At 71.8% G+C, this 17,719-nt stretch carries 14 protein-coding genes; 7 read left to right on the top strand and 7 right to left on the bottom strand.

Annotation, left to right across the window (positions count from 1 at the left end; all coding sequences use genetic code 11):
* Window positions 1-100: 100 nt before the first annotated feature.
* Window positions 101-943 carry a factor-independent urate hydroxylase gene (gene pucL, locus H288_RS0105400; RefSeq protein ID WP_020091571.1) on the top strand — a complete coding sequence of 281 codons (843 nt, stop codon included), beginning with the start codon at window positions 101-103 and terminating at the stop codon, window positions 941-943.
* A 413-nt stretch (window positions 944-1,356) separates the two neighbouring features.
* Window positions 1,357-2,841 (top strand): PAS domain-containing methyl-accepting chemotaxis protein, encoded by a 1,485-nt coding sequence (locus tag H288_RS0105395; RefSeq protein ID WP_026604687.1) that lies wholly within the window; start codon window positions 1,357-1,359, stop codon window positions 2,839-2,841.
* Window positions 2,842-2,866: 25 nt separating this feature from the next.
* Here H288_RS0105395 and H288_RS0105390 read toward each other — a convergent pair whose 3' ends face one another.
* On the bottom strand, window positions 2,867-3,586 hold the full coding sequence (locus H288_RS0105390; protein ID WP_026604686.1) for an HWE histidine kinase domain-containing protein: 720 nt from the start codon (window positions 3,584-3,586) through the stop codon (window positions 2,867-2,869).
* 1,397 nt (window positions 3,587-4,983) lie between these two features.
* On the opposite strand from H288_RS0105390, the gene H288_RS0105380 reads away from it, so the two are divergent.
* The 3 genes from H288_RS0105380 to H288_RS35870 are packed head-to-tail and all read left to right on the top strand — an operon-like array spanning window position 4,984 to window position 7,595.
* Window positions 4,984-6,609 (top strand): methyl-accepting chemotaxis protein, encoded by a 1,626-nt coding sequence (locus H288_RS0105380; protein ID WP_020091567.1) that lies wholly within the window; start codon window positions 4,984-4,986, stop codon window positions 6,607-6,609.
* Window positions 6,610-6,644: 35 nt separating this feature from the next.
* Complete coding sequence (locus H288_RS35875) at window positions 6,645-6,956, top strand: hypothetical protein (protein WP_020091566.1); 312 nt, start codon at window positions 6,645-6,647, stop codon at window positions 6,954-6,956.
* Complete coding sequence (locus tag H288_RS35870) at window positions 6,957-7,595, top strand: substrate-binding domain-containing protein (RefSeq protein WP_348529241.1); 639 nt, start codon at window positions 6,957-6,959, stop codon at window positions 7,593-7,595.
* Between the two features lie 48 nt (window positions 7,596-7,643).
* On the opposite strand, the gene H288_RS36225 is transcribed toward H288_RS35870, so the two are convergent.
* Complete coding sequence (locus H288_RS36225) at window positions 7,644-7,772, bottom strand: hypothetical protein (protein ID WP_020091564.1); 129 nt, start codon at window positions 7,770-7,772, stop codon at window positions 7,644-7,646.
* Between the two features lie 55 nt (window positions 7,773-7,827).
* Between H288_RS36225 and H288_RS0105365 the strand changes: the two genes are divergently transcribed.
* Both H288_RS0105365 and cydB read left to right on the top strand, forming a co-directional pair.
* Window positions 7,828-9,270: a cytochrome ubiquinol oxidase subunit I gene (locus H288_RS0105365; RefSeq protein ID WP_020091563.1), complete on the top strand. Its 1,443-nt coding sequence runs from the start codon at window positions 7,828-7,830 to the stop codon at window positions 9,268-9,270.
* Between the two features lie 4 nt (window positions 9,271-9,274).
* On the top strand, window positions 9,275-10,288 hold the full coding sequence (cydB, locus tag H288_RS0105360) for a cytochrome d ubiquinol oxidase subunit II (protein ID WP_020091562.1): 1,014 nt from the start codon (window positions 9,275-9,277) through the stop codon (window positions 10,286-10,288).
* Window positions 10,289-10,360: 72 nt separating this feature from the next.
* Here cydB and H288_RS0105355 read toward each other — a convergent pair whose 3' ends face one another.
* The 5 genes from H288_RS0105355 to H288_RS0105335 form a co-directional block, all read right to left on the bottom strand.
* Complete coding sequence (locus H288_RS0105355; protein ID WP_020091561.1) at window positions 10,361-11,185, bottom strand: alpha/beta hydrolase; 825 nt, start codon at window positions 11,183-11,185, stop codon at window positions 10,361-10,363.
* 64 nt (window positions 11,186-11,249) lie between these two features.
* Window positions 11,250-12,533 carry a hypothetical protein gene (locus tag H288_RS0105350; protein WP_020091560.1) on the bottom strand — a complete coding sequence of 428 codons (1,284 nt, stop codon included), beginning with the start codon at window positions 12,531-12,533 and terminating at the stop codon, window positions 11,250-11,252.
* Window positions 12,530-14,314: an alpha/beta fold hydrolase gene (locus tag H288_RS0105345; protein ID WP_020091559.1), complete on the bottom strand. Its 1,785-nt coding sequence runs from the start codon at window positions 14,312-14,314 to the stop codon at window positions 12,530-12,532. Before H288_RS0105345 ends, H288_RS0105350 begins: the two co-directional genes overlap by 4 nt.
* Window positions 14,304-16,739, bottom strand: a complete 2,436-nt coding sequence (locus H288_RS0105340; protein WP_020091558.1) for a hypothetical protein — start codon at window positions 16,737-16,739, stop codon at window positions 14,304-14,306. Before H288_RS0105340 ends, H288_RS0105345 begins: the two co-directional genes overlap by 11 nt.
* A gap of 8 nt (window positions 16,740-16,747) precedes the next feature.
* Window positions 16,748-17,719 (bottom strand): DUF1839 family protein, encoded by a 972-nt coding sequence (locus tag H288_RS0105335; protein WP_020091557.1) that lies wholly within the window; start codon window positions 17,717-17,719, stop codon window positions 16,748-16,750.

Genomic DNA, 17,719 nt, shown 5'->3' with positions numbered 1-17,719 from the left:
CGCGCCGGCAACTTCGAACCTTGGCGCCCCCACGCACGTCGGCCTAGGATGAATCAGATTTGCGTGAGATGGCCGGCGGCGGTCCGGATCGGAGATCCCCATGGCCCTGACGGCATCGCGGTACGGCAAGGAACGGGTTCGCGTGCTGCGCCTCGCCCGCGACGGCGACCACCACACGCCGCGCGAGCTGACGCTGTCGGTCATGTTGACCGGGCGCTTCGAGGCGGCCTGGACAGAGGGTGACAACCGCGCCTCCATCGCCACCGACAGCATCCGGAACATGGTCAACGTGACGGCGGCGCGGCATCTCGGGCTCGACGCCGAGGGGTTCGTCGCCGCGGTCGCGCGGGTGCTGCTCGAGACCTACCCGCAGGTCGAGACCGTCACGATCGAAGCGGAGGAAGTTCGCTGGCTCCGCCACGCGATCGCCGACGCGCCGCACGGCCACACCTTCACGCGCGACGGGAACGGCGCCGGCTACGTGGGGCTCACCGCCGACCGGACTGGGTCGACCCTGCGCTCCGGATTGCGCGGCTACACCTTCATGAAGACCACGCAATCGGGCTGGACGGGGTTCGTGGCGGACCAGTACCGGACCCTGCCCGACACGACCGACCGCATCGCCGCGACCAGCATGGACGCGACCTGGACCTGGGCCTCGGCGCCGCACGATTACGCCGGAACCAACGCTCGCATTCTCGCGACGCTGTTGACCGTCTTCGGCACCACCTACAGCCGCGGGATCCAGGACAGCATGTACCGGATGGGCGAGGCCGCCCTGGCCGCCGTCCCGGAACTGGCCGAGATCGGCTTCGTCATGCCCAACAAGCACTACCTGCCGATCGACCTGACACCGTTCGGCCTCGACAACCCGGGCGTTGTCTTCCTGCCGACCGACGAGCCCTTCGGCCGGATCGAGGCGACCATCGGCCGGACAAGTTGATCAGTCCGCGCCGCGACGCCCTTCCCAGATTCCCCACGCATCATCGCGCGCCGCGTCGATCGGTGGGCTGTGGATCAGCGGTGCAATCCTACAACCGCAGGCTGGCAAGCGGCGGGCGAACGCGGGCGACGCACAACGCAAGATAGTCTCGCCCTTGATCTATGCTATCCCATGGCTTTTCATTAAGTGGGACTGTGCATTTAGCGGCTCACCGCGAATTTCTTGAGCAAAGCGAACCATTTTAACCGCCGCGCAACGGCATCCCGTTATCGAAGCCCGCGCTAGAGCCGGGCATCGACAGGTTTATGGTGTCGCCCGGCGCAATAAAAATTTATCTCGATTAAGAAATTCTTGATCCGACCGGCTCGGTGCGCGCTTCGGCCGCACCCTCATCTCAGGATGCGGAGACATCGATGTTCGAGGGTGTTCTGGCTGGTAGGGATCACGCGGCCAAACTCGCGGCGTTGAGCCGGTCCCTCGCCACCATCGAGTTCGCGCTGGACGGCACGATCCTCGACGCCAATCCGAACTTCCTGGAAGCCATGGGCTACGCGCTCGAGGAGATCCGCGGCCGGCATCACAGCCTGTTCGTCCCGCCGGCCGAGCGGGAGAGCGAGGCATATCGGGAATTCTGGGACAAGCTGCGGCGCGGCACCTTCGCCAGCGCCGAGTACAAACGGCTCGCCAAAGGCGGGCGGGAGGTCTGGATCCAGGCCTCCTACAACCCGGTGCTCGACGCGCGCGGCGGACCGGTCAAGATCGTCAAGTTCGCCACCGACATCACCGCCCCGAAGCTCCGCGCCCTCGATCTGGAAGGGCAGATCAGCGCGCTGCACCGCTCGCAGGCGGTGATCGCCTTCGCGCTCGACGGCACGATTCTCACCGCCAATGCGAACTTCCTCGACGCGGTGGGCTATCGGCTCGACGAGATCGTGGGGCGGCATCACAGCCTGTTCGTCGGCGAGGCGGAGCGCGCCAGCGAGGCTTACCGGCTGTTCTGGGCCGCCCTGGCACGCGGGGAGTATCAGTCCGGCGTGTTCAGCCGCACCGGCAAGGGCGGGCGGGAAGTCTGGATCCAGGCGACCTACAATCCGATCACGGACGCGGATGGACGGCCCGTCCGGGTCGTCAAGTTCGCCACCGACATCACCGCCCAGGTCCACGAGCGGCAGCAGCGCGCCGCCGCGCAGAGCGCCATCGGCGCCGAGCTGGACGCCATCGGCGACGCTGTGGCGGATGTGACGCGCCAGGCCGACGCGGCGGTCACGCGGGTGGACCGCGTGTCCGGCGACATCCGCTCGGTGGCCACCGGCGCGGAGCAGCTGTCGGCTTCGGTGGATGAGATCAGCCAGCAGGTGAGCCACGCCGCCGAGATGGCCGGGCAGGCCGTGGAGCAGGCACAGCGCACCGGCCGGATCGTGACCGGCCTCAGCGACCAGGCCGCGCAGATCGGCGCGGTGCTGAGCCTCATCGCCGGCATCGCCGCGCAGACCAACCTGCTCGCGCTCAACGCCACCATCGAGGCGGCCCGTGCCGGCGAGGCCGGTCGCGGCTTCGCGGTGGTGGCGTCGGAGGTGAAGACCCTGGCCGCGCAGACGGGGCGCGCGACGGAACAGATCCGCCAGCAGATCGCCTCGACGCAGGCGGCGACCCGGGAGGCCGTCGACGCCATCGACACGATCCAAAGCACGATCCGGGCCCTGGACGCGGCCTCGTCGACCATCGCGGCGGCCGTGGAGGAGCAATCCGCGGTGATGCGCGAGATGTCGGGCACCATGCAGACCGCCGCACAGGACGTCTCCGCGATCTCCGGCGGGATGACCACGATCGCGCGGGCGAGCGGCCGTGCCGACCGCGCGACGCGGCAGGTCCGGGAGACCGCGCGGACTTTCGGCTGAGGCGATCCGGGCGGTCGCCGCCGGGTCAGCCCGGATCGCCGCCTTCGTCCGCGCGCTCGTCCTCGACCAAGCGCCCGATCCGGGGAATCAGCGGGCAGGTGACCGTGCAGCGCAGGCCGTCGGGCTCGAAGGCGAGCGCGACGGTTGCCCGCAGCTCGTAGCTCAGCATCTCGGTGAGCACCTGCATGCCGAAGCCGCGCCGGCTCGGCTGCGCGACGCCCGCACCCCCCGATTCTTTCCAGACGAGCGTCAGGTCGCCCGGCGGGCTCGCCCCGGCGCCGGCGACGACCCAGGTGACGTCAACGCCGCCCTTCGAGAGACCGAAGGCGCCGTGCTCGATCGCGTTGCTGCAGAGTTCGTGGACCGCGAGGGCCATCAGCTGCGCGGCCTTCGGCCGGAGGCGCACGGTCGGCCCCGCCAGCGTCGCCTGTTCGCCTTCGCGGATCAGGTGGATCATCAGCTCGTCGGAGATGAGCGTGTGCAGGCTCACCTCGCCGAACGTGTCGGCCGCGACCCGCACGCGCGCGATGGCGTCCAGCCGACCTTCGAGATGCGTCGCGTAGCCGTCGACGGTCTCGGCGGTCTCGGCCGAGAGACGCAGGACCGCCCGCAGCATCGCCAACGTGTCGCGCAAGCCGTGACGCAGACCATCCGGTGTCCCGGACTCGTCCAGGAGGCGGCGAAGACGGGCGTTGTCCGCTTCGAGGTGCGCGACGCGCGCGGCCATTGCTTGGGGCTCTGCCATGTTCGCTCTCTCAGCGCCGAAAGCCGGGAGGTTCCGTTCAGCTCACATAACGTATCGCGGACCTGCGCCAGCATCACAGACCGGAGATTTTCGCTGAACCGGGCGGGAAGTGCCGGCTCGTGCCCGTCTGACCTGAACACGCCCCGCCGCGGAGCGATCATCGAGCTCCGAGATGCTGTCAGCCAATACCGGCGATCATTCGTCCAGGTTTCAGGCTGCGTTCTGACCAGAGGCCGATCTTCGACGAAGCACCTCCGAGCCGCACGCGAAGCTTCGGCCTTGATCACCCCGAGCGACAATCCGGCCGCGTCGACGTTCGCGATCATCCCGAGCCGGCCGAATGCCGGATGGCGGTTTCGGCAGGATCCGAGCGTCGTCGGGCCCGGTTCGACCTGCACCATCCGCCGGCGATCCGGAAAACGCCAGCGGTAGGGCGGCGGACGCGCCCGCCCAGGGGGCCTCGCATACGCCCCACGCCGGGCCGGAGTCCGACCCTTGTTTCGGTTCGGCTAACCGTCCCTGCCCCGGTCGCCTACCCGTGGCCGCACTTCGTTGTGTGGGAGACGGATGCGTGGCGGGACAAAGCTTGCGGAAGGCAGGACGGCTGAAGCGGCTCTGGCCCGGGCGCGCGGCTGCCCTTCCGCCGGCACCGCGTTCGCCGGGACTGGCCGACCTGCCTGAACCGCCGCCGCCGCGCGGTCTCACGGCCTCCGAGCTGATCGCCATGGCGCGCCAAGCCCGGGCCATGTCCGATCAGAGGGATCCGGCAAAAACCACGAGCGTTTCCTGAGGTCCGCCGCACGCTGTCGGGAGGTCGTCATGGGGCTGGTCGCCTTCATCGTCTTCGTCTGTCCCTGGATGGGCATCGCCGGCCTGCTGTGGATGCGGGCACAGCAGGCCAAGCCGCTCTGATCGAGCCTCCGTCGCCGCGTCGCCCGGCGATCGTCTCGGCTGCGATATGCCCTCCGAGCAGCCCGCCCGGAGGCACGCCATGGCCCGCGCGTCGGCCTGTATCGAGCCGGTCCTGAAGCTCACTGACGAGCGCGGCCGCGAGACTCTCCGGCAGCGACAGAATCGGACGCCTAGCAGCTTCCCCTACAATAATGCATCGCCCTCTCGCTCGCCATTCCGATATTTGTCTTATATAGTTTGATTGTGTAAATTATAAGTCTGCCGATATAAGCCTATGATCCAGCTTAACCGAGGGTCGAAGCGAAATTTCAAAAATTTTGACGCATTTGTTGGCCCACTGAAGGCAATTGATTTTTCCCGGTAGGTAAAATAGATGCACCATGGTGATCCTTCCTAGGGTCAGGATTGTGGTGCCATTCATTATTCGAACAACCCATCGCTGCACCCTGCGTTTCAGAACGATCCTGATCGTCTTCGCAGGATCGATGACCTCGCTCACATTTGTAATTGTCTACGTCCTGCTATTGCAGGTCGGAGCGATCGACGCTGCCAGCCGCACTCTGGCTCAGGAGATCGGGGCTGCCCGGGCTCTCGGCACCATGAAGCAGCGGACACAGGAGCTCGGTGCGTCGGAACGTCTCGCGCGCGCCGTATCGACCGAGGCCGACCCTCGAGAGGACATCGACCGGACAATTGAGCCGCACGAGGCATTCCTGAAGGCCTGGACCGCCTATGTGTCGACGATCAGGACGGCGGACGAGCGGGAGCGCGCTCGAGGTCTGTGGGACGCGTGGCAGCATTTCCTCGCCGTGGAGGCGGAAGCGGCCGCCCTCGACAGGGCTGGGGAACGTGATCTCGCCGACAGGGTGCGGGCGACGGCGCTTCAGGCCGACGCGGCAGCCGTCGCACGGGATGTCGACGCGCTGCTGACCGACCGCGACGCCGCGGTCGCCGAGCAACTCGGAGCTGTCGACGCCGCCGGCTCGACCTTGCGCCCGAGCCTCGTGGCCGGCTTGTCCGCCGCTGCGCTGGCTGCCCTGGTCCTGGTGCAGGCCATCCTGCGCGGCGTCGCGCAGCCGATGACAGCGCTCGCCTGCGCCATGCAGCGACTGGCCGACCACGATCTCACCGTCGCGGTCCCGGCGGCAGCGGTCTGCACCGAACTCGGCGTCATGGCGGCCGCGACGAGAGCTGTTCAGGAAACGCTGCGGCAGGCCGTGTTGCGGGACGCGGAGGCCGATCGGTCGCGCGCTCAGAGCGAGCAGCGCCGCGCCGTGATCGAGTACGCGACCGAGCGGGTCGAGACCATGATCGGCGGCATGGTCGAGGCAGTGTCTTCGACCGCCGCGGCACTGCGCGTCACCGCCGACGACGTGGGCCAAGCGATCCGCGATGGGGCGGTTCGAACGACCACGTTAGGCGCCGCGCTCGCGCAGACGCGATCGAAGGTCCGGCAGATCACCGTCTCTGCCGACACGTTCGGCGCGGCGGTCGAAGAGGTTGGGGCGCAGGCCGAGGCCACCGCGGCCCTGGCCGGAAGCGCCGCGGCGGACGCGGCCCGGACGACCACCCGCGTTCAGGCGCTGAGCAGCGCCGTCGACCGGATCGGCGACGCGGTCCGCCTCATCGCCAAGATCGCCGCACAGACGAACCTGCTGGCCCTCAACGCCACGATCGAGGCCGCCCGGGCCGGCGACGCGGGCCGCGGCTTCGCGGTGGTCGCCTCCGAAGTGAAGGCCCTGGCCGCGCAGACCAGGGAGGCCACCGAGATCATCGGCCAGCACGTCTCCGAGATCCGAGGCTCGACCGACGCGGCGGTGTCGGCGATCGCGGGCATCACGGCGCGGGTCGAGGACATGAGCCGCGCGGCGAACGTTATCGTCGAGTCCGTGGAGCGGCCGGGTGCGACCGCGCGGGAGATCGTGACGGCCATCGCGGAGGCGACCGACGGCACCGAGGAGTTCGACGCGGAGGGCGCGGGCGTCACCGAGATCCCCGAGGCGGCCGAGCCGACGACGGCCGTGTTGACCGCGGCCGACGGCCTGACCCAGGACGCCGCCCGTCTCGGCGAGGCGCTCGCTGGCCTCCTGGAGAGCCTCCGTGCGGCGTGAGGCGGGCCCGCTGAGAGCGGGACGGAACTGGCCGCATGAACTGGATTGAGTGGGCACGCGGCCGCTCGATCGGCGGGTCGCTCCGGAGGGGATCCCTCGTCCTCGCTCTCGCGGCTTGGGCGCTGCCGGCCTCGGCCACCACCATCGCGTTCCTGACACCGGTAGGCGTCGCCCGGCGCCTGCACGACGGCCTCGACGAGCAGGCACGCGCGCGGGGCGTCGCGACTCGCTTCGCCTACGCGCCCGACGGTGCGGGCGACGAGCAGATCGCGCAGGCGCGGCGGCTGATCGCCGAGAGAGCCGACGCTCTCGTGGTCGTGCCGGTCGACTCCGCGGCGCGCGAGTAGATCACCCGGCTGGCCCTGGAAGCCGACGTACCACTCGTCCTCATCGGCCACGGCGCACGGACCGACTGGTTCGCCGGACGCGTCACCCAGGTCATGCCGAGCGATCTCGTTGCCGGGCGGCTGCAGATGCGCAAGCTCGCCCAGATGTCGGGTGGGGCCGGACGCGTCGCGATCCTCGCGGGCAGCGCCACCGATCCCGTCTCGGCGCTCCGCAGCAGGGGTGCCAGGGAGGTGCTGGCGGAGAGCCCGCGCCTCCGCCTCGTCGCGGAGGCCGCGACGGATGCGAGTCGCGCGACGGCGCGGGCCACCGTCGCCGGGTGGCTCGCCCGAGGCATCGGCATCGACGCGATCGCCGCGACCAGCGACGAGATGGCGCTCGGCGCCGCCGAGGCGGTCGAGGCTGCCAGGATTCCGGCGGGCCGGATCCGCATCGGCGGGTTGGATGCCACCGCCGAGGGCATGCAGGCGATGCAGGACCTGCGCCTCGCCGTGACGATCTTCCAGGACGCGGGCGTCCAGGGCCGGCGCGCGGTCGACGACGCCCTGGCGCTGATCCGACGCGAGCTGGTTCCGCCCAGCGACTGGGTCCCGTCCGAGCTGATCACGGACCGCATGTCGACCACGCACTTCTCGCGCTAGACCGCGCCGGCGGGCAAACGCCAGTCGTCCCGGCGCCGGTTCGGCCCGTCAGTGCGCCATGAGGCAGCAGAGGGTGCTCGCCTGCAGGATGTCGCGGGTGGCGCGGGCGAGGGCCTTGATCCAGCGCAATCGCGCCGACGCCCTCAGATTCACGGCACCGGCCTTGAGCTGAATCAACGCGTCGCGATCCGTGCCACGGCAGAGCTGCCGCGTTCGTCCCCTGGAGACCGCGATGTCCGCCCTCGAACTGCCGAGTGCAGTCAATCTCGCGCGAGCCCAATTCGCGCTCACCGTCGTCTGGCACTTCCTGTTCCCGGCCTTCACCATCGGGCTCGCGAGCTACCTCGCCGTGCTCGAAGGCTTCTGGCTGCGCACCGGGAAGGCCGTCTATCTGGACACCTACCGCTACTGGCTCCGCATCTTCGCGGTTGCCTTCGCGATGGGCGTCGTGTCCGGCCTGGTCATGAGCTACCAGTTCGGCACGAACTGGTCGGTCTTCGCCGACCGGACGGCGCCGGTGCTCGGGCCGCTTCTCGGCTACGAGGTGCTCACGGCCTTCTTCCTGGAGGCGGGCTTCCTCGGCGTCATGCTGTTCGGCCTGGAGCGGGTCGGCAAGGGGCTCCACTTCCTGGCGACCTGCCTCGTCGCCGTCGGCACCCTGACCTCCGCGTTCTGGATCCTCTCGGCCAATTCCTGGATGCAGACACCCACCGGCCACGTCGTCGCGCCGGACGGCCGCTTCAACCCGGCCGACTGGTGGGCGATCGTCTTCAACCCGTCCTTCCCCTACCGCTTCGCCCACACGGTCACCGGCGCCTACCTCACCACCGCGATGATCGTCGGCGCCGTGGGCGCGTGGCACCTGCTGCGGGACCGGGCCAATCCCCGGGCCCGGCTGATGTTCTCGATGGCCATGTGGATGGCCGCCGCTGTGGCTCCGGCCCAGCTGGTGATCGGCGACCTGCACGGCGGCAATTCCTACGCGCACCAGCCCGCCAAGGTCGCCGCCATGGAGGGTCATTTCCAGACGGAGCGCCGGGCCCCCGCGATCCTGTTCGGGTGGCCGGACGCGGAGGCGGGCGCGGTGCGGGGCCGGATCGAGATTCCCGGCCTCGCCAGCCTCTACCTGACCCACGATCTCGACGGTGAGGTCCGCGGGCTCAACGACATGCCGCGCGACCTCTGGCCGACCAACCTCCCCCTGGTGTTCTGGTCGTTCCGGATCATGGTCGGCCTCGGCCTGCTGATGATCGCCCTCGGTCTCGCCGCGCTCTGGCTGCGCCACCGCGGGCGGCTCTACGACACGCCCTGGCTGCACCGCTTCGCGGTCGGCATGGGGCCGTCCGGCCTGATCGCGGTCACGGCCGGCTGGACGGTGACCGAGGCGGGGCGTCAGCCCTTCACCGTCTACGGCGCGCTGCGCACCGTCGACAGCGTGTCACCGGTGGCGGCCCCGGCCGTCGCCGCCTCGCTGGCGGCCTTCGCGGCGGTCTACCTCGCGGTGTTCGGCGCGGGCATCTGGTACCTCCTGCACCTGTTCAATCAGGCGCCGCACGCCCACGAGCCCGGCCCGCCGCCCGGACAGCCGATCCGCACCGCCGGCATCACGCCCGCCCCCGCCCTCGTCGCCGGCGCTCCGACTGCCGGCCGCCCCCTCGCGCAGCCCGCGGAGTAGCCCGATGCCCCTCGATCTCACGCTCATCTGGGCGCTTCTCATCGCCACGGCGGTCTTCCTCTACGTGGTGATGGACGGCTTCGACCTCGGGGTCGGCATCCTGTTCCCGGCGGTGCGCGGCAAGGCGGACCGGGACGTCATGGTCAACACCGTGGCGCCGGTCTGGGACGGGAACGAGACCTGGCTCATCCTCGGCGGCGGCGGGCTGTTCGCGGTGTTCCCGCTGGCCTACGCCACGATCCTGCCGGCGCTCTACATGCCGCTGATCCTGATGCTCCTCGCGCTGGTCTTCCGCGGCGTCGCCTTCGAGATGCGGTTCCGCGCGGCCTCGCCCGCGAGCCAGCGGACCTGGGACCGGTCCTTCTCGTGGGGCAGCTACGTGGCGACTTTCTGCCAGGGCATCTGCCTCGGGGCCCTGGTCCAGGGCATCCGGGTCGAGGGTCGCGCCTACACGGGCGGCTGGTGGGACTGGCTGACGCCGTTCTCGGTGCTGACCGGGGCCGCCCTGGTCGCCGGCTACGGTCTGCTCGGCGCCTGCTGGCTGATCTGGAAGACGGAGGGCGAGCTCCAGCTCCGGGCCTACCGGCTCGCGCGCCGGCTCGGCCTCGTCACGCTGGCGGCCATCGTGGTCGTCTCGGCGGCGATGCCGATCCTCAGCGACGCGTTCCGCGCGCGGTGGTTGTCCTGGCCGAATCTCGCCCTGGCCGCGCCGGTGCCGGCGCTCGTCGCGCTGCTGGCGTGGCGCTTCTTCGTCGCGCTCGATCGGCGGGCCGAAGTGAAGCCGTTCCTCTGCGCCCTGGGCCTGTTCCTCATGTCGTATGTCGGGCTCGGCATCAGCCTGTGGCCGATGATCGTCCCGCCGGTGGTCACGATCTGGGACGCGGCGACCCACCCGAGCAGCCAGGCGTTCCTTCTGGCCGGCGCGGTGATCCTGGTCCCGATGATCCTGGCCTACACCGGCTACGTCTACTGGCTGTTCCGCGGCAAGGTCGCGGCGGGCGCGCCGGGCTATCACTGAGACCCGCGGCCCGTCGAATGGGGACGCAGGGATCGGCGCGCCGCGCCGGTCCCTGCCCTCGCGCGCTCGGCCTCACGGGCCGGCACGGGCGCCCTTAACGAAACGCGCGACGTCGTCCGCGACCGAGTACCGGAGACTGAACGGGAAGCTCATCGCGTGGACGATCTGCCCGTGCCCGAGACCCGGGTAGATCTTAATCGTCTCCCTGCCGTCGAAGCCGCGCAGCGCCCGGTCGAGCGACAGGGTTCCGGCGGGGTTGACGTCGAGATCCGCCGCGCCGGTGGCCAGCAGCATCGCCGGATGGGGATCGGCGGCGTGGTTGATCGGCTGCAGGGCCGGATCGCTGCCCGCGAACACCTGGCGATCCAGCGGATCGGTCAGCGCCGAAGTCGCGTAGGGTCCGGCCAGCCCGACGATCCCGGCGAGCTTGGCGGGACTGGAGCCGGCCCGCTGGAGCCAAGTCGCGTCGAGGCCCAGCATCGCGGCGGCCCAGGCCCCCGAGGAATGCCCCACGACGGTGACGCGGGCGGGATCGCCGCCGTACTCGGCCGCGTGCGCGAGGGTCCAGGCGACGGCGGCGGCGTTGTCCGCGAGGATGTCCTGGAGGCTCGCCGCCGGCACGTGGCGGTACTCGGGGATGACCGCGACGACGCCCCGCCGCGCGAAGGCCGCGCCCACGTAGGCAACCTCGTCCTTCGATCCGGTCCGCCACCCGCCGCCGTACAGGAACACGGCGACCGGACGCGGCTTCCCGGCGGCTGGCCGGTAGATGTCGGCGCGGTGCGCGCTCCCGTCGGCATAGGGGACGCCCTTGTCCACGTGGACTTCGAGCGGCGCCAGCGCGTTCAGGACCGCGAGGGTCAGGCCGACGATCGTGTCACCCAGGTAGCTCAGCATGGATCAGGCCTCCGCGAGAATCGGAGATCGGGCGCGTCACGGAACGACTCCGTCGGCGGCGACCCTAGGTGAGCTCGACGACGCCGAGGCGGTCCGTGACCGGGACCGGCACCCGCCTGTCCGCGGGAAGCTCCACCACGCTCACGGCGCCGTCGTCGTCGAAGCGATGGAGGCGCACCCGCCGGGGCTGCCGTGACAGCCGGAGCTCGGCGGTCTGCGCCGGCAAGTCCGGCCGGGGTGCCCGGCTACGCCGGTCCCAGCCGTCGAGGCCGAGCCAGATCGGGACGAGCGTCGCCCCGTCCCGCCGCGCGAACCGTGCGGTGATGAGATCGGGAACGGGGCTGCCGAGCGTGACGTCGCGATCGGCCGGAACGGCGGCGATCTCCCCGGCGGGGGCGCCGAACAGCCGGACGAGGTTGCGCACCGCCGCGAAGGCGGGTGTGGGGCGACCGTCGTGGGCGAGAAGGCCGAAGCGGCTCTCGGGATCGGCGTCGCCGCGGTCGAAGCTGGAGATCAGCTCGTACAGGTAGGTCCGCCGCACGCTCTGGAGGTAGCTCCAGAGCAGCATCCGCGGGAGGTAGCGGGCGCGCAGTCCCGGCGAGATCGGCAGGTGGGCGCTGCCGGTGGCGAGCGCCGTGTGGTAGCCGTTCTCGGTCGCGATCACGGGCGCGTCGCCGAAGACCGGGCGCGCGGCCGCGACGAAGCGCGCGAGGCTGCCGCCGCCGTCGGTTTCCGGGTGCTCGGCCCCGGGATAGGCGTGGATGTTGGCGAGGTCGACGACCGCCGCGAGGTTCTGCGCCGCCGCGACGTTACCCTGGATGTAGCTCGGTCCGGCCACACGCACGGCCTCGGCCCGCGTGTCCGCCCGCACCGCGCGGAACAGGGCCGCCTGATGATCGGCCGAGAGCCGCGCGAGGCCCGGCCGCGCCGCGACCGGCGGCTCGTTGCCGCCCTCCGCCACGATGAGCCCGTCGCCGGCCCAGCCGGCGATCTCGGCGAAGCGCTCCGGCGGCACCCGCGGCCCCGGCGTGAGCCCGTCGTAGAAGATCAGGCTGAAACGGTAGCCCCGGTCGGCCAGATCGGCGATGCGCTCGAACTGCCCGGCCGGCTCGTCGCCGACGAGCACGATGTCGTCGCGCAGGTGCCGGATCCCGAGTTCGTCGAGCGCCTGGGCGCAGGCGGCGAAGCGGTCGACGTAGGGGGTGCCGCGATGGCCGAGATGCACGTTGACGCCGATCGAGTCGATCAGCGCCTCGCAGCGGTGCAGCGGCTCGGCCGCGGCGGCCCGCCCGGCCGCGAAGACGCCCGCCGCCAGGGCGAGGGCCGACCGGCGCGTGAGACGGGTCACGTCCGGCCCGCCAGGGTGAGACCGCTTCCCGGCGCGGCGGCCTTCGCCGCGACGGTGCGCGTCGCGTGGGCGCGGCGGACGGCGCGCAGGAGGTCCTGCAGCGCCTCCGCGACCCGGGCCTGGGCCTGGCGGGAACCGAAATTGTGGTCCACGCCCGGTACCACCGTCACGGGCGCTCCGACACGGCGGTCGGCCGGTCCGGGCGAGCGTCCCAGATGGCGGCGGACGGCCGCGAGGCCCGGATCGCCCGCGCTGAAGAGCAGGCGGATCTCCGCGCCCCGCCGACGGAGGGCCGCGACCCGCCGGGCGGGCGAGCCCCCGAGCGGACCGGGGCGGAGAGCCCGGCGCAGGCGGCGGATCCCGGCCTCGATGCCGCGCCGGGCGAGGACCGAGGCGATGGCGGCGATCCGGATCTCGCCGCGGATCAGCCGGCGCCAGGTCGCGCCCCGCTTGAGCAGGGCCGCGTAGGTGGACGCGCTTCCGAAGGTCTGCCGGATGACCTGTTCGAGGTCCTGATCCGGGTCCCAGTCGAAGCAGTAGAGGTTGAGCAGGAGCGCGCCGTCGATCCGGCGGTCCCGGCAGAGCGCGTGGAAGGCCGCGTAGGCGCCGCTGCACCCGCCCACCAGCAGGATCGGGCCGCCCGCGCCGGCGATCAGGTCGACCGCCGCCGCGACGTCGGCGAAGCCGTCCCCGGCGAAGAGGGGCTTGCGGCCGTCCGGCCGCTCGTCGCTGTCGCCGATGCCGCGCAGGTCGAACCGGACCGACGCGATCCCCTCCGCGGCGAGGCGCCGGGCGAGATCCGTGGTCTGGCGCCCCCATCCGGAATGCACGCTCATGCCCGTCGAGACGAACAGGATCGTCGGCGCCGCGCTTTCCGCCCGGTCGGGCCGGCAGCGGATGCCGATCAGGCCGCGCCCGAAGCGGACCGGCGCCTCCGCCCAGCCCGGTCCGGTCAGCCCGTTCCGGCGCCCGTCGATGGCGATGCCGCCGGGTCGCGGCCCGGCGGCCGCCATCCCGTCGGTCGCGAAGCCGATGACGCGGGCGAAATCCGCGGTCGGGACATCCGAGAAGATCGGATCGGCGACGAGCGCCGCGAGACCCGGGAACGCTCCCGTCGCCACGTCGCAGCCGAGAGCGCCGAGGTTCGCGGCCAGCGCCTTGGTCTCGGGTGCGAGGAGCAACGCGTGGCGGGCCGGCGCCCGCGCGAGCCGCGCGAGGTTCAGGTCGGCGAGATCGGTGAGGAACGCCGCCTCCATCCGGAAGCCGCCCACGGTGAGGCTGTCCGGCTCCTGCGCCGGGGCGGACCCGTCCGGCAGGCGGCCGATCGTCTGCGCCCGCAGCCGCATCTCGCGCAGATACGCGCGCCCGGTCGTGACCGGCGCCAGCAGGACGAGGCGGTCGACGGCCTCCGCCTCGCCGGCCAGAGCCGCGAAGGTCGCGCCGAGCCGCAGGCCGACGACGACGATCTCCGCGACGCCGGTCGTCGCGCGCAGGTACGCGATGGCCCCACGCACCGCAGCGACGCAGCCAGCGACCCGCGCCTCGTCCAGATCGGCCGAGTCGCCCTCGCCCGGATAGTCGAAGCGCAGCGTCGGGCAGCCCGCCGCGGCGAGGCCCTCGGCCAGGGAGCGCCAGGGCCGATGCGCGGCCATCTGCTCGAAGCCGTAGGCCCCACAGAGGACGACGCCCCGCGTCCCGGCCGCCGGATGAAGCCACCCGAACAGCCCGTCGAAGGTCACCGGCACCGACACCGCGGCCTCGGACCCGACTTCACCCGTCATGACCGAATTCCACGATCTCGTCGCTGTTGATGGCCCGCACGCGCCCGCGCGGGAGCCGGGCGGCCTCCGCGAAGGAGATGATCCGGCTCGACCTCGGGGCGAGGTGGAAGCCGCTGTCGGCCGGCCGTGCCCCCGGGGCCAGCACCTGGACGCCGCGGGCGAAGCGCTCGGTGCTGATCCGCAGACCCGGCCCCGCCTCGGTCGCGACAGCTTCGGCCCGGAGGCCGACGGTCGACCGGTCGAGCGGCCCCGCGCTCAGGACGTGGAAGCTGTCGGCGATCACGCGCCCGTCGGCGTCGGTCAGCCGCGCGTGCGCGAGATCGTGGATCCGGGGCCCGAAGCGGTAGCTGTCGGTGGCGTCGAAGAAGCGCCCGAGAAGGGTCGCGGAGGTGAACGTGAGCGCCGCCCGCGGGCCAACCACGAGATCGCGCTCGGCGCGCGCCGCGACGCGGCCCGCCACATCGCAGAAGATCAGGGACAGCGTCAGCGCCCGGGCCGTCGCCGTCTCGTTGAGGACGTGGACATGGAGGCCGTCGAGGCCCTCATCGGTCAGGAGGACTTGGACCGGGCGGAAGGCGCGCCTCAGCGCGTACCAGGCCGATTTCGGGCGCTGCGTCCAGTCGATCACGCCCCAGCCGGCTCCGGGCGCGAGGTCGCGCATCATCAGGACGAGGCCGCCGGCCGTCGGCGAGCGCGGCCGGCGCCACTCGGAGAAAGTCGCCTCCATGACCTCGGCCACCGCGGCGCGGCCGAGCTCGAGGTAGCGGTCCGGGTCCTCGGCGCGCAGGGACGCCGGATCGACGCCGTAGAGCGCGCCGACGTAGTGGTCGCGCACCGTCTCGAAGTCCCAATCGGTGCCGCGGTCCTGCGGGATGCCGGCCTGCCAGAGCGGGTCGGCCGGTCCGGTCGGGCCCAGCGTGCCGGGTTCGGGCGGGTTGGCGAAGGCGAGGCACTCGCTGGCGAACCCGACCTCGGCCCGGCGGGCATCTTCCAGGGGCCGTCGATAGGCGCCGACGCCGAAATAGTGCGTGCAACCCCCGCGCGGCGAGAACGGCAGGTCGCCGCCGGAGGGCGAGTTCGGCACGACGACGAGATCGGGCCGCCGCGCTGCCACCCGCTCCGCCAGCGTCTCCGCGCAGTAGGCGTCGGCCCAGACGGCGCGCGGCGCCCCGAGCATCGCCGCCTGCTGCCAGACCTCGCTGCCGCCGCAGACCACGCAGAGCGACGGCGCGGTCTGCGTGCGGTCGAGGAATCCGGTCAACTCGCGGTCGAGCGCGGCCGCGAAGGCCGGTTCGACGTGCGGGTAGTCGAAGTTGGCGAGCATCAGGTCCTGCCAGACCAGGATGCCGAGCTCGTCGCAGAGATCGTAGAAGTCCGGGGCCGGATAGAGCGTCGTCCCGGGCACGCGCAGCATGTTCATGCCGGCCTCGCGCGCCAGCTCGAGCGAGGCGCGGGTGCCGTCCGAGCCCAGCCCGACGAGGTCCGGCGGCGTCCAGACGGCGCCTCGGCAGAAGAGCGGCACGCCGTTCACGGCCAGCGCGAGCCCCTCCGCGAACGGTCGCGTGAGCGACAGGGTCCGGAAGCCGACGCGGCCCAGGTCGATTTGCGCCCCGTCGACGCGGACTTCGACCGGGTGGAGGTTCGGTGCGCCGTGGGTATGCGGCCACCAGGGCGCGATGCCGGGCAGCGCCAGCGCGCCCGCGAACAGGCCCGGCTCGACCTCCGCGAGCGGGGCTTCGCCGCCGCCGCATCGGAGGAGGACGATGCCGACCGGACCGTCGACCCGCAGGCGCACGGCCACCCGGCCGACGTCGCCGTCGAGGGTCGTACGCACATCCGCGGCGCTCGCGCGGGGGCGGACCGGCTCGACGGTTATCGGGCGGTAGGGCCCGACGAGGTCGATCTCGGGACACCAGCCCGGCATGAAGCCGAGGACGCTGGTGCGCACATGGCGCAGCGACCCGGGCGTGATCATCCGCGGCCGCCAGCGCCCGCGCTTGGCCGGGCGGTCGAGTTCCGCGCGGAGCGCGCGGAAGCACAGCGCGAGGTCGGAGGCGCCGCCGAGGTCCACGTCGACGACGTGCTCCTCGAACATTGCGCGGGCGCACAGGACTGGGACACCGTCGAGCCAGACCTCGGCGAGGGTGGCGAGGCCCCTGAAACGCAGCCGGGCCGGGCCAGAACCGGAGATGCGTGTCCGATACCAGACGTCGCGGTCGTGGATCGGCTCCGGCGCCGCCTCGCTCCAGCGTCCGGCGGCTCGAAGGGCGTCGGCGGCGGTGCCCGGAACCTCGGCAGCGATCCAGCCGGTGACCTCATCAAGATTGCCGGGACCCGCGCAGGCGCCCGCCGGCGTCGCGGCGAGTCGCCAGGGTCCGAACCGGACCTCCGGCGCGCGGTCGTCGACGCTGCGGATGCGGGCCACGACGCCTCTCAGCGGTCCAGCGCGCGGTCGAGATCCGCGAAGACGCGGTCGTAGGTCGCCGCGAGGCGGTCGAGGCGCGGCGCCAGGCCCTCGGCCGAGCGGCGATGGAACGCGCGGGCGAGCTGGAACTGGAAGGCCTTGGCCTCGCGGCTCAGGTCCGCGGCGGCCGCGGCGGCTGGCCCGAATCCGTCGGCCTCCCGGTCCTCGAGCCACGTGAGATGGCTGGCGAGCATCTCGAAGTTGCCGCCAAGCTGGCGCGTCGTGTTGAAGGCATAGGCGTGGAACACGCTGAGCGGCCGGACGACCAGCTCCGCGGCCGTCGCCGCGAGGGTGTCGCGGAACGCCAGGACGGGGTTGCGCCGGGGCGCCCGGGCGCGATGCCGGACGAGCAGTTCGCGCGCGACCGCCGGCAGATCCGCCGCGCCGAGCGACGGTGCGACGGTCTTCACGAACTCGGCGTAGGGCGGCAGCGTCGCCGGCCCGAAGATCCCGGCGTAATCCTTCCCGGCGAGGCGGAAGCGACCCGCATTGTGCAGGTAATCGAGCTCCTGCGCGGCCGGATCGAGGGCCAAGATCCCGATCGTGGTCTTGCCGTGCTCGCGTCCGTAGGTGGTCCCCTGGGTGTCCGGCAGGTAGATCGCGTCGACCTCGACCAGCACCGGCCGGCCGGCCGCGGCCTGGATCACGGCGTGGTTCTCGAGGCCGCCGTAGACCGCGAGTTCCAGCACCTCCAGACCGTAGAGGCGCTCGATATCACCGGTCGGCGGTTTGAAGAAGGTGAACTGGTCGCCCTCGAAATCCTGCCGCAGGGTGAAGCCCAGCATCGCCTCCGGCACGAGGCCGCGTCCGTGCAGGAGCTCGATCCAGAGGTCGACGTAGCAGTTCGTCTCCGGCCAGTCGCGGCCGGAATCGTGGAGCGGGTGCGGGACGTAGGGTCCCGCGGCTCTGAGACCCTCCGGCAGGCGCAGCGCGGCGGTCAC

The sequence above is a fragment of the Methylobacterium sp. 285MFTsu5.1 genome, from assembly GCF_000383455.1.
In the GTDB taxonomy this organism is placed as follows: Bacteria; Pseudomonadota; Alphaproteobacteria; order Rhizobiales; family Beijerinckiaceae; genus Methylobacterium.
This window is presented reverse-complemented; position numbering and strand designations above follow the sequence as displayed.

What these genes read in the sequence shown, in the direction of transcription:
- H288_RS0105395 (WP_026604687.1), top strand. Translation starts at nt 1,357, where the DNA reads ATGTTCGAGGGTGTTCTGGCTGGTAGGGATCACGCGGCCAAACTCGCG.
- H288_RS0105345 (WP_020091559.1), bottom strand. Translation starts at nt 14,314, where the DNA reads ATGACGGGTGAAGTCGGGTCCGAGGCCGCGGTGTCGGTGCCGGTGACC.
- pucL (WP_020091571.1), top strand. Translation starts at nt 101, where the DNA reads ATGGCCCTGACGGCATCGCGGTACGGCAAGGAACGGGTTCGCGTGCTG.
- H288_RS35875 (WP_020091566.1), top strand. Translation starts at nt 6,645, where the DNA reads ATGAACTGGATTGAGTGGGCACGCGGCCGCTCGATCGGCGGGTCGCTC.
- H288_RS0105390 (WP_026604686.1), bottom strand. Translation starts at nt 3,586, where the DNA reads ATGGCAGAGCCCCAAGCAATGGCCGCGCGCGTCGCGCACCTCGAAGCG.
- H288_RS0105355 (WP_020091561.1), bottom strand. Translation starts at nt 11,185, where the DNA reads ATGCTGAGCTACCTGGGTGACACGATCGTCGGCCTGACCCTCGCGGTC.
- H288_RS0105380 (WP_020091567.1), top strand. Translation starts at nt 4,984, where the DNA reads ATGACCTCGCTCACATTTGTAATTGTCTACGTCCTGCTATTGCAGGTC.
- cydB (WP_020091562.1), top strand. Translation starts at nt 9,275, where the DNA reads ATGCCCCTCGATCTCACGCTCATCTGGGCGCTTCTCATCGCCACGGCG.
- H288_RS0105365 (WP_020091563.1), top strand. Translation starts at nt 7,828, where the DNA reads ATGTCCGCCCTCGAACTGCCGAGTGCAGTCAATCTCGCGCGAGCCCAA.